An 11,805-nucleotide genomic window follows, 5' to 3' on the forward strand; every position below is an offset into this window, starting at 1 on the left:
CGTTTATTGTATAAATGCTTTATAATTGAGCCAGTGTATATTTGTTATGGCTTTTACATTTAATAGTAGATAATAAGGGGTGGACTCCATGAATGCGGGGATTATTGGAATTGGCAGATGCTTGCCAGAGAAAATTCTTACTAATGCGGATTTAGAAAAAATGGTTGATACATCAGATGAATGGATTAGAACACGTACCGGTATTGAAGAAAGAAGAATTGCGGATGATGATACCGATACATCTGATCTCGCTTACGAAGCGGCAAGGAAGGCGATCGAGAACGCAAATATTTCACCTGAAGATTTAGATATGATCATAGTTGCAACCGTTACACCTGACCGTCCTTTCCCATCTGTTGCTTGCATGCTTCAGGAAAGGCTGGGGGCTGTCAAAGCTGCCGCGATGGACGTTAGTGCTGCATGTGCTGGATTTATGTATGGAATTGTTACAGCAAAGCAATTTGTGGAGGCTGGCACTTATAAGCACGTATTAATAGTAGGGGTTGAAAAGCTTTCAAAAGTCACAGATTGGGAAGATCGAAATACTGCTGTATTATTCGGGGATGGTGCCGGTGCCGCTGTCATTGGCCAAGTATCTGAGGGCAGAGGAATCCTATCCTTTGAACTAGGCGCCGATGGAACAGGCTCAAAGCATTTATATCAGGATGAATATATTATTATGAACGGTCGCGAAGTATTTAAATTCGCAGTCCGCCAAATGGGTGAAAGCTGTGTAAACGTATTAGAAAAAGCGGGTCTTACGAAAGAGGATGTTGACTTCTTAATCCCTCACCAGGCCAATATCCGGATTATGGAAGCATCGAGACAGCGTCTTGATTTGCCCGAAGAAAAAATGTCAAAGACGATTCACAAATATGGAAATACATCAGCGGCGTCTATTCCTATTTCCATCGTTGAGGAATTAGAGGCAGGAAAGATTAAAGATGGAGACTTAATTGTGATGGTCGGTTTCGGCGGCGGATTAACATGGGGTGCCATCGCTATGCGTTGGGGCAGATAGGCAGAATTCCACTAAGTACTATAATTAACGTAAGAATGTTCGTTAAATATCTATAATAGCAAAGGAGATATAAATTAATGAATAAACGTAGAGTTGTTGTTACTGGCATAGGCGCTGTAACACCGCTTGGGAATGAAGTAGAAACTACTTGGAAAAATATCCTTGCAGGTGTATCAGGTGTAGGGCCTTTAACAAGAGTTAATGCAGATGAATACCCAGTTAAGGTTGCTGCGGAAGTAAAGGATTTTAATGTCGAAAATTTCATGGAAAAAAAGGATGCTAGAAAAATGGACCGCTTTACACATTATGCGGTTGCAGCGTCTTTAATGGCGGTAAAGGATGCAAATTTATCGATCAATGAAGAAAATGCTGATCGTGTTGGTGTTTGGATTGGCTCAGGAATTGGCGGCATGGAGACATTCGAAAATCAATTCGAAACATTTCTAAATCGCGGTTACAGAAGGGTTAGCCCATTCTTCGTTCCTATGATGATACCTGATATGGCAACAGGACAAGTGTCCATCACTCTAGGTGCTAAAGGATTTAATTCATGTACAGTTACAGCATGTGCAACGGGCACAAACTCTATTGGCGATGCCTTTAAAGTTATTCAGCGCGGTGATGCCGATGCAATGGTAACAGGTGGAGCTGAAGCACCGATTACGAAAATGTCAGTTGCAGGATTTTGTGCAAACACTGCATTATCAACAAACCCAGATCCGAAAACAGCTAGCCGCCCATTTGATAAAAATCGTGATGGGTTTGTTATTGGCGAAGGAGCTGGAATCGTTGTTCTTGAGGAGCTTGAACATGCTCTTGCCAGAGGCGCAAACATCTACGCTGAAATTGTAGGGTATGGTGCCACTGGTGATGCTTACCATATTACAGCACCTGCACCAGAAGGAGAAGGCGGAGCCCGAGCTATGAAAATGGCTATCAACGATGCTGGTTTATCACCAGAGGATATTGATTATATTAATGCTCACGGAACTAGTACGGATTACAACGATAAATTTGAAACAATGGCAATTAAGGCGGTATTTGGAGATCATGCTTATAAGTTGGCTATAAGCTCTACGAAATCAATGACTGGCCACCTTCTCGGAGCGGCTGGCGGTATAGAAGCTATTTTCACTGTTTTAGCTATGAAGGAAGGTATTTTACCGCCAACCATTAATTACGAAACGCCAGATCCAGAATGTGATCTTGATTATATTCCAAACGAGGCTAGAAAGAAAGAAATTAGAGCAGCAATCAGTAATTCATTAGGCTTTGGCGGCCATAATGCAACGATTGCATTTAAAAAATACGAATAATGATAAAAAGAAGAAGGTCAAAATCTTTGGATTTGGTCTTCTTCTTTTTAAATTTAAGTTAAATCTGGGACTTTCGCAAATAAATCTATTGCTTTCGCAAATAAATTCGTGACTTTAGCAAATAAATCTCCGCTGTCTTTTTGTTCAACCCCCTTATTAACAAAAGAGACCACTTTTCATAAACTAAATATAAATGATCAATGTGAGGAGGGTATCCAGATAATGGCGGTAGTACGTACGGACCTGTGGCTTGATGATGATTTCTCTAACTGTGAGAACATATGCGCAAGGTTCTCAAAATCGTTTTCCGGAGACAGCCCTAATAAAATTTATAAATACTTAAGTCAATTTGGTATGTACAAACCAAATAGGCAAAGCTATGAAAATTTTACCGAGCTTAAAAAGCGGAATTACTGGAAAAAAGTCGAGGCGATATTTAGAAAGTACAAGAAAGAATGGAAAGGTCCTGATATTCCTATCTATATTTTTCCAATGGCATCCATAAACTCGTTATTTTCCCAAGTGAAAACGACTAAATCCGGTGTAGCCTTCAAAGATAAATTATTCCTTTTTCTCACACCTTTAGAGGATGATCTAGAGCTGGAGGCCTTATTCATACACGAGTATCACCATACATGCAGACTTCAGCATCAAAATAAAAAGATAGAGGATAACACATTAATCGATTCTATGATATTAGAAGGGCTTGCAGAGCACACAGTTAAAGAATACTGCGGGCAAGACTATTTAGCATACTGGTGTAAAAGTTATTCTAAGAAAGAAATTCTTAATTTTTGGGAAAGGTTTTTAAAACAGCAAAGAAGCACGAAGAGGTTTTCTAAACTGCATGATGATATTCTTTTTGGCAGAGGGACATATCCTAAAATGATAGGCTATTCCGCTGGTTTTGTATTCGTTTCCATGTACAAAGAGAAAAAGGATCTTTCTTTGCAAGAATCATTTAAATTAGATTCAGAAACTTTTATTACTAGCCTTTTAAAAGAAAAAACAACTGAATAAATGCCTGATTTTAGCTGGATCTAACAGGACCCAGCTTTTTATTTTTTACTAGATAAGAACAGTGCAATAGATATTTTTTGAATTTTACACTAAATATATTGTATATAGAAAATAGAATATTATAAATAATTCTTGAATTCGTAATCTTTCTGTAATAATATACAATTAAACACTCAAATAATTCCATTTTAGATAATATCTATAAAATATGTAAAAAAGATATTTTTGAATATTAACTAGGGACTTTTTGGAGGTTCTTTTCTAAAAGACAAGTTGCCCAAAACTACTGATTTTGGACGGAGGGTATTATGACAGCATTATTGGAATTAAGAAACTTAAAAACATACTTTATGAAAAAGAAAATAAATATTCCTGCTGTTGATGGCGTTGATTTAAAAATACATAAAGGTGAGACAGTCGCACTTGTTGGAGAATCAGGATCAGGAAAGAGTATTACTTCCCTCTCAATAATGCGCCTAATCCCAAGTCCGCCCGGAAAAATTGTGGACGGTGAAATCCTTTTTGACGGAAAGGATTTAGCTAAGCTTTCCGAAAATGATATGTGTAAGATCCGTGGGAATGATATCTCTATGATTTTCCAGGAGCCAATGACATCATTGAATCCTGTTTTGACAATTGGAGAACAAATTATTGAGGTTCTGATGTACCATCAAAAAATGTCTAAAAGCATCGCGAGAAATCGAGCCATTGAAATGCTTGAACTTGTAGGATTTTCTCGTGCAAAAGCGCTCATTGATGAATATCCCCACCGGCTTTCAGGCGGCATGAGACAGCGTGTCATGATTGCAATTGCCATGAGCTGTAATCCAAAGCTTCTTATTGCGGATGAGCCGACCACAGCCCTTGACGTTACAATTCAAGCTCAGATTCTAGACTTAATGAAAGACTTAAGCCAAAAATCCGAAACTTCTATCCTAATCATAACCCATGATTTGGGTGTTGTTTCTGAAATTGCGGATCGTGTAGTTGTTATGTACTGTGGTCAAGTGGTAGAAGAAGCCAGTGTAGATGATTTATTTGATGAACCACTACACCCTTATACAATCGGATTAATGGGATCTATTCCATCACTTGATGCAGATATAGATCGCCTTTATTCAATCGAAGGAACGGTTCCTCCTCCAGAGCACTTTCCGAAAGGATGCCGTTTTGCACCTCGCTGCCCACATGCGTTTGATCGATGCCATAGCGAAGCACCTGAGTTAAAGCCAATTAAAGGCTCAAGATCGGCACGCTGCTTTTTACATGTGGAAAAGGAGGCTACACTATGAATGCAACAACCTCATTAGGTAAAAAGGAGCAAGCATACACGAAAGATTCGGAATATATATTAGATGTTAAGGACTTAAGGAAGCATTTTCCTATTAAAGCTGGCTTTTTACAAAGGACCGTAGGGTCTATTAAAGCAGTAGATGGATTGAGCTTTAATGTAAAAAGAGGAGAAACGATTGGAATTGTTGGTGAATCGGGCTGTGGAAAATCAACCGCAGGACGGACACTGATTCGACTGTATGAACCAACTAGCGGGGATATTATCTTTAAAGGTCAGAATATTTCAAAAATGAGCGAAGGAGATCTTCGTCGGACAATCAGAAAAGATATCCAAATGGTTTTTCAGGATCCGTATGCGTCATTAAATCCTAGGAAGACATTGAAATCTATTCTAAGTGAGCCAATGGTTACCCATAATTTATATGGCGGGAAGGAAAGACAGGAGAAAATTCAAGATCTCCTTGATAAGGTAGGCCTTAACCCGCTGTTTATTAATCGATACCCACATGAGTTTTCCGGTGGACAAAGACAAAGGATTGGGATTGCCAGGGCTCTTGCGGTAAATCCTGATTTAATCATTGCTGATGAGCCTGTGTCCGCACTCGATGTGTCCATCCAGGCGCAAATTATTAACTTAATGGAGGATTTGCAATCGGCATTAGGATTAACATATGTGTTCATATCCCATGATCTAAGTGTCGTTCGTCACATTAGCGACAGGGTTGGGGTCATGTATTTAGGAAAAATCATGGAATTTGCGGGTAAAAAGGATTTGTACGATGATCCGCTTCATCCATATACTCAGGCACTTATGTCAGCCGTTCCAGTACCAAAGAAAAAAGGTGTACAGGCAAGAGAAAGAATTATTCTAAAAGGCGATTTGCCTAGTCCGGCAAATCCGCCCCAAGGCTGTGTTTTCCACACTCGATGCCCTGCAGCAACGGAAATTTGCAGTCAAAGAGTACCTGATTATAAAGAGGTTAAACAGGACCACTTTGTAGCCTGCCACTTATATTAATTTCTGTTATTAAATGCCAGATAAACTCATTCCATGAGATTTATGCATTTAGTATATAAATCTTTGAAGGGGGGCGATATATTTACACTCGTTTCTCTGAAAAAAGGATTTAGATTTAAAAAATAAACCTTAAGGGGGAAAATGAATGAAAAAGCCAGCGTGGTTACTAGTAAGCCTTATGCTAGTATTGTCTATGTTCTTAGCGGCATGTTCCGGCGGACAGCAGACAACCCAGCCAAAAGAAGAGACACCGGCAAAAGAAGAAACACCGGCAAAAGAAGAACCGAAAAATGAAGGACCTGTTACAGGTGGAGATCTAGTAGTTGGTTCAACAGGTGCACCAACCATGTTTAACCCTTTATATTCAAATGATGCTTCGAGCGGTGATATTGAAGATATGATTTTTAGCAGTTTAACAGGTTCAGATATTGAACTTAATACAGTAACAGAAGGCAATCTTGCTGAGTCATTAGAGGCTTCAGAAGATGGTAAAGAATTTACTGTAAAAATTGTTGAAAATGCAAAATTCCATGATGGTGAGCCATTAGATGCGGATGATGTTGTATTTACATACAGCATTCCATTAAGTCCAGATTATGATGGTGTCCGTAAATCATATTTTGAAAATATCGAGAAGATAGAAAAAATTGACCAATATACAGTTAAATTTACTTTAAAGCAAGTAGATGCTCAATTCCCAGTAGTTAGTCTTGGATTTGGAATTCTTCCTGAGCATATCTTAAAAGATGTTCCGATTGCTGATCTTGGTGAGCATGAGTTTAACACGAAAAACCCAATCGGTTCAGGACCATTCAAATTTTCTGAGTGGAAAGACGGTGAATACGTAAAAGTTGTTGCTAATGATGATTTCTTTGATGGCCGTCCATACTTAGATTCTGTCACTTACAAGCTTGTTCCAGATGCAAACTCAATCCTTGCTCAGCTTCAAGCTGGTGATATTGATTACTATGCAGGTATCGCACAGCCAGACGTTCCAACGGTTGAAAGCTTTGCTGATGCAACTGGACTTCGTTTAGAGTCAGGTTTAGCCCTTTCCTATACTTATCTTGCGTTGAACCAGCGTGACGATAAGTTCAAGGACAAGAAAGTTCGTCAAGCTATTACACATGCAATTGACCGTAAAGCTATTGTTGAAAACGTAATGGCTGGATTAGGTGAAGTTGCACACGTTCCGGAAAGCCCATTAAGCTGGGCATATAATCCAGATGTACCAAAGTTTGAATACGATGTAGAAAAAGCAAAACAAATGTTAGCAGATGCTGGCTGGACTCCTGGTGCTGACGGCATCCTAGAAAAAGATGGCAAGAAATTCTCTATAGAAGTAAAAACAAACCAAGGAAATAAAGTTCGTGAGGATATCGTTGTTATTCTTCAACAACAATTAAAAGAAGTTGGCATTGAAATCAAGCCTCAAATCGTTGAATTCAGTTCATTAATTGCTGATATCGACCCGGGTGTATGGAATTTTGAAGCAATCGTATTAGGCTGGAGCCTAGGTATTGATCCAGATCCAAGCGGCATTTTCCATACGAAAGAAATTGAGCAAGGCCTTAACTTTACTGGCTACTCAAATCCAGAGCTAGATGTATTAATGGATGAGCAGCTGCAAGAGCTTGACAAAGATAAGCGTAAAGAAATGATTGGAAAAATTCAAGCTGGTCTTGCTGAAGATCAAGCATATACATTCCTATACTATCCGAAAGAATTCCGTGCACTTCCTAAAAATCTAGAAGGCTATGAATTCCATCCGAAGGCTCAAATGTACAATATCCACAAATGGTGGTTAAAACAAGAATAGAATCATTCCTAATAAAAAGTAGGGGATTGGATACCCTTCCCTTACTTTTTATTTTTCAAATACTGAAAATTCTACACGTTAAATTTTAGGTCGTGTATTTTAAATAAACTGAAAGTTAGCGAAAGGGAGAATAGACGATGGTTTCATACATTTTTAGACGAACATTAATGGCTATTCCCTTGTTATTCGGAATTACCATTTTATCATTTGCCATCATAAAAGCGGCACCAGGCGGACCTGTAGCTATGCTTATGGATCCAAAAATGAAGCCGTCGGATAAAGCTAAATTCGAAGAAAAATATGGATTAAACGATCCTATTCATATTCAATATTTTAAATGGCTTGGAAATATGGCAAAAGGTGATTTCGGTGAATCTTTAATTAAACGGGGAACTCCAGTAAGTGAACTTATTCTTAATAGGCTGCCAAATACGCTATTATTAATGGTTGTTTCATTTGCAATTGCGATCATCATTGCTATTCCAATTGGCATTTATTCGGCAATGCGACCCTATTCGCCACTGGATTATACGTTTACAGTCAGCTCCTTTCTCGGGGTTGCAACACCCAACTTCTGGTTAGGACTCATTTTAATTATGTTTTTTTCAGTTAAATTAGGCTGGTTCCCAACTGGGGGAGTGGCAACTTTAAATGCACCATTTAGTATTTGGGACCGTATACATCATTTAATTCTACCAGGCTTTGTTTTAGCGACAGCGGATTTAGCGGCTCTTACACGGTACACAAGATCTTCAATGCTGGATGTCCTAAAGCAGGATTATATCCGTACGGCCATGTCAAAAGGATTCAAAGAAAATAAAGTGGTCGTTAAGCATGGGGTTAGAAACGGTATGATTCCAATTATCACACTTTTTGGTTTAATGCTTCCATCCTTTGTTGGCGGAGCAGCCATAACAGAGAAGGTTTTTGCTTGGCCAGGTCTTGGGCAATTATTTATTGATTCTGCTTTTCTTCGCGACTATCCAGTCATTATGGCGCTAACCGTAATTTCAGCAGTGTTTGTTGTAATTGGAAATTTGCTAGCGGATATTTTGTACGCAATTTTCGATCCGCGTATCGAGTATTAAGGAGGGGTTTATTTGTCACAAATAAATGCGGAAATTTCACAAGATGATTTAAAATTAAACCCCCATTTAAAAAGCAAGCCTGATACTTTAACTAGAATATTTTTTCGAAAATTTATGAAAAATAAGTTGGCTGTTATAGGAGCCATCGTGTTGTTTATTATTATCATGTCATCCATATTGGCTCCAATCATTGCGCCATATAAATTTGAGGATATGAATTTATTGCATAAGTTAAAAGCGCCGGGTGCGGAATATTGGCTAGGGACAGATCGATATGGACGGGATATTTTCACAAGGCTATTATATGGCGGACGGATTTCTTTACTTGTAGGCTTTGGTTCTGTTGCCGGTGCTCTTATTATCGGGGTTAGTGTTGGGGCAATTGCTGGTTATTTTGGCGGAATTATTGATGCAATGTTAATGAGATTAGTTGATATTGTGATTTCAATACCAAGTCTCTTTTTATTAATCACAGTAGTCTCTATTTTTAAGCCAAGTACTTTTAACTTAATTCTTGTCATTGCTTTAATTAGTTGGACAAGTACTGCAAGGCTTGTGAGAGGGGAGTTTCTAACGTTAAGAACAAGGGAGTTTGTGCTTGCTTCGAAAACGATAGGGACTAAATCTTACAAAATTATTTTTAATCATATATTGCCAAATGCGATGGGGCCAATTATTGTTTCTGCTTCATTGTTAATTGGAAATGTCATTTTGACGGAAGCTGCCTTAAGTTATTTAGGACTAGGTATTCAGCCACCTACTCCTAGCTGGGGAAATATGCTTCAAGATGCACAAGATTTTACAGTTTTGAAAACAGCACCTTGGTATTCTTTTTTCCCGGGCTTGCTCATATTGATTACTGTTTTATGCTTTAACTTTATCGGAGATGGTCTCCGAGACGCCTTAGATCCAAAAACCCAAGATTAAAGATGAAAAGTCTCTGCCTGATTTTTACATAGGGGAGGCTTTTATTTTTTGTTTATTTATCGTTGTACTGTTTGAAATATTTCCCTCCCTCTTACTAATTTAGGAATAATTTTACTTCCCTCTGCCCATACTGAGTGACAAATAGCTTGTTGAAGCGGGGGGTAAAAGATGTTATATCTTCACGATGTTTGGGTGAACTGGTTTGAAGGAGAAGAAAATGGATATAATGTTTGCCACTTTCATGAATGGCGTAAAGAAGATGGGGTAGAACTATTAGACCAAGTACCATTAATCAAAATTGATTCTGTTCTGTTTAATTACATTGAAAATGATTTATCGGAATTGCCTCAACAACTGTTAGATGATATTTATCAAAAGGCTTATTTAAGGAAGAATCATGAGCGTGTCCAATTAGACTATTGTTTTGTTGTATCAGATGGAGAGGGAATATTAGCAGTTGATACGATCGGCTACAATATTCCTATTCGAAAAAGCAGGCTCATTCCAAGACAGGAACAACTAGCCTATGAAATGCTTTCTAATCATGATGCCACACCATATTCCTTTAATGATCAAAGGGCATTAAAGAATTTTCATATTCTTTCTCCCTCACCTGAATTGATGGCTGGGCTTACTAGAAAAGAAAGACAATTAAAGCAGCTCATGTTTATGGCGCTAGATCAGCTTTATTCTTCCAAAAATGTAGCTGAAGTCCGTTATTGGTATACCGAGTGGAGTCCAGAAAGCTATAAGGCTATTCAGCAAATGGCTTTTGAGGAGGCTTGGCTTCAGTTATTTGAACAGAGCAAATATGGATGGACGAACAAGCATGAGCAATTCTGTGAAAACTTAATTAAAGGGCAGCCATTTTTTGAGAAATTATGGGAAATGGAGCACGGTCCTAAAGTAAATTAAGAAGAAAGCAAAAAAATCTATCATCAACGTGATAGATTTTTTTAGCTTTTATCTTCTTTTTCTTCCTAGCCCCATTGCATTTTCCATCTTTTTTAGCATTTTATTGGCAACTGCTGCAGCTTTTTCAGCACCCTGATCTAGGATGTCATCGAGCTCGTTTGATTCCATAAGGGCATAGTATTTTTCTTGAATAGGTTTGATTTCATTTATGACTACTTCAGCTAAATCAGATTTAAAATCTCCGTACCCTTTTCCTTCATACATGTTTTCAATTTCACTAATTTCTTTACCGGAAAAAATCGAATAAATCGAAAGAAGATTAGATACACCAGGTTTATTTTCTTTTTCAAATTTCACGATTCCTTCAGAATCGGTTACAGCGCTTTTTATTTTCTTTTCAATTTGTTTAATATCATCAAGAAGGGTAATAGAAGCCTTCTTATTTGGATCGGACTTGCTCATTTTTTTAGTTGGCTCTTGAAGTGACATAATGCGAGCCCCAACCTTAGGAATTCGTATTTCAGGAATTGTAAAAATTTCACTGTATTTTTTATTAAATCTTTCTGCCAAATCACGAGTTAATTCTATATGCTGCTTTTGATCCTCTCCAACAGGAACGAGATCAGAGCTATATAGCAGAATGTCAGCAACCATTAAAGGCGGATACGTTAATAACGCGGAAGGAACCGCATCTCTTCCAGCAGCTTTGTCTTTGAATTGTGTCATTCTTTCAAGCTCCCCAATATAGGAAATACATTGCATCATCCATCCGGCTTGTGCATGAGCAGGTACTTCGGATTGTATGAAAAGGGTAGCTTTTTCTGGGTCAATCCCAACGGCTAAATAGAGTGCTGCTAAGCTTCGAATATTATTTCTTAGCTCCAATCTGTCTTGCGGGACTGTGATCGCATGCTGATCCACAATACAAAAATAACAATTATACTCATCTTGCAGTTCAACAAATTGCTTGAGGGCACCAATATAATTCCCTAGTGTAATGGTACCGCTTGGCTGTATGCCAGAAAAGATCGTTTTCATTCGTTTTCCTCCTTTAATTTTGGCTGAAAAAGAGACAGTACAAAAGATTAAGGCTCTAATATTAATTCTATGATAAAATTTTTGGACAAAAAAAGACCATTCATCCCTAATAGATAGGGACGAATGGTCCGCGTTGCCACCCTAATTACTCAATATGAGTCACTCTTTACTATGCTTAAAGCGTGCATAGAACCCCCTGTAACGTGAGGAGACGTCATTCGTTTAATAATAGAGGGCTCAAAAGTCCATTCGATCTACATGGTTACCTGTTTCCACCATCCACAGGCTCTCTTGAAACCAAAGTAAATGTACTACTCTTTCTCATAGCCGATTGCAATTATTTTATTACT

General features: G+C 38.3%; 10 protein-coding genes and 1 other annotated feature. Of the genes, 9 read left to right on the top strand and 1 reads right to left on the bottom strand.

What is annotated here, in order from left to right; all coding sequences use genetic code 11:
* Window positions 1–88 precede the first annotated feature (88 nt).
* The 9 genes from V7122_RS23490 (at window position 89) to V7122_RS23530 (ending at window position 10,417) form a co-directional block, all read left to right on the top strand.
* Window positions 89–1,021, top strand: a complete 933-nt coding sequence (locus V7122_RS23490) for a beta-ketoacyl-ACP synthase III (RefSeq protein ID WP_335348000.1) — start codon at window positions 89–91, stop codon at window positions 1,019–1,021.
* 77 nt (window positions 1,022–1,098) lie between these two features.
* Complete coding sequence (gene fabF, locus V7122_RS23495) at window positions 1,099–2,337, top strand: beta-ketoacyl-ACP synthase II (RefSeq protein ID WP_335354493.1); 1,239 nt, start codon at window positions 1,099–1,101, stop codon at window positions 2,335–2,337.
* A gap of 222 nt (window positions 2,338–2,559) precedes the next feature.
* Window positions 2,560–3,357, top strand: coding sequence for a DUF2268 domain-containing protein (locus tag V7122_RS23500; protein WP_335529559.1), 798 nt, complete (start codon window positions 2,560–2,562; stop codon window positions 3,355–3,357).
* A gap of 308 nt (window positions 3,358–3,665) precedes the next feature.
* Complete coding sequence (locus V7122_RS23505) at window positions 3,666–4,649, top strand: ABC transporter ATP-binding protein (protein WP_335483404.1); 984 nt, start codon at window positions 3,666–3,668, stop codon at window positions 4,647–4,649.
* The gene (locus V7122_RS23510) at window positions 4,646–5,668 is read left to right on the top strand and encodes an ABC transporter ATP-binding protein (protein WP_335529561.1); all 1,023 of its coding nucleotides are present in this window, start codon (window positions 4,646–4,648) and stop codon (window positions 5,666–5,668) included. The genes V7122_RS23505 and V7122_RS23510 overlap by 4 nt, the downstream gene beginning before the upstream one ends.
* Window positions 5,669–5,813: 145 nt before the next feature.
* On the top strand, window positions 5,814–7,487 hold the full coding sequence (locus tag V7122_RS23515; RefSeq protein ID WP_335483408.1) for a peptide-binding protein: 1,674 nt from the start codon (window positions 5,814–5,816) through the stop codon (window positions 7,485–7,487).
* 137 nt (window positions 7,488–7,624) lie between these two features.
* The gene (locus V7122_RS23520) at window positions 7,625–8,575 is read left to right on the top strand and encodes an ABC transporter permease (RefSeq protein ID WP_335347994.1); all 951 of its coding nucleotides are present in this window, start codon (window positions 7,625–7,627) and stop codon (window positions 8,573–8,575) included.
* A gap of 21 nt (window positions 8,576–8,596) precedes the next feature.
* Window positions 8,597–9,502: an oligopeptide ABC transporter permease gene (gene opp4C, locus V7122_RS23525; protein ID WP_438823960.1), complete on the top strand. Its 906-nt coding sequence runs from the start codon at window positions 8,597–8,599 to the stop codon at window positions 9,500–9,502.
* A gap of 168 nt (window positions 9,503–9,670) precedes the next feature.
* The gene (locus V7122_RS23530; RefSeq protein WP_335347992.1) at window positions 9,671–10,417 is read left to right on the top strand and encodes a YjbA family protein; all 747 of its coding nucleotides are present in this window, start codon (window positions 9,671–9,673) and stop codon (window positions 10,415–10,417) included.
* 48 nt (window positions 10,418–10,465) lie between these two features.
* On the opposite strand, the gene trpS is transcribed toward V7122_RS23530, so the two are convergent.
* Window positions 10,466–11,455, bottom strand: a complete 990-nt coding sequence (gene trpS, locus V7122_RS23535; protein ID WP_335529564.1) for a tryptophan--tRNA ligase — start codon at window positions 11,453–11,455, stop codon at window positions 10,466–10,468.
* Between the two features lie 112 nt (window positions 11,456–11,567).
* Window positions 11,568–11,789 (bottom strand) — a binding site (T-box leader).
* Between the last annotated feature and the right edge of the window lie 16 nt (window positions 11,790–11,805).

The organism is Bacillus sp. JJ1532, from assembly GCF_036965085.1.
GTDB lineage: Bacteria > Bacillota > Bacilli > Bacillales > Cytobacillaceae > Cytobacillus.

Bases quoted from the DNA above. Each gene is read 5' to 3' on its own strand.
- V7122_RS23490 (WP_335348000.1), top strand. From the start codon at position 89: ATGAATGCGGGGATTATTGGAATTGGCAGATGCTTGCCAGAGAAAATT.
- fabF (WP_335354493.1), top strand. From the start codon at position 1,099: ATGAATAAACGTAGAGTTGTTGTTACTGGCATAGGCGCTGTAACACCG.
- V7122_RS23500 (WP_335529559.1), top strand. From the start codon at position 2,560: ATGGCGGTAGTACGTACGGACCTGTGGCTTGATGATGATTTCTCTAAC.
- V7122_RS23505 (WP_335483404.1), top strand. From the start codon at position 3,666: ATGACAGCATTATTGGAATTAAGAAACTTAAAAACATACTTTATGAAA.
- V7122_RS23510 (WP_335529561.1), top strand. From the start codon at position 4,646: ATGAATGCAACAACCTCATTAGGTAAAAAGGAGCAAGCATACACGAAA.
- V7122_RS23515 (WP_335483408.1), top strand. From the start codon at position 5,814: ATGAAAAAGCCAGCGTGGTTACTAGTAAGCCTTATGCTAGTATTGTCT.
- V7122_RS23520 (WP_335347994.1), top strand. From the start codon at position 7,625: ATGGTTTCATACATTTTTAGACGAACATTAATGGCTATTCCCTTGTTA.
- V7122_RS23530 (WP_335347992.1), top strand. From the start codon at position 9,671: ATGTTATATCTTCACGATGTTTGGGTGAACTGGTTTGAAGGAGAAGAA.
- trpS (WP_335529564.1), bottom strand. From the start codon at position 11,455: ATGAAAACGATCTTTTCTGGCATACAGCCAAGCGGTACCATTACACTA.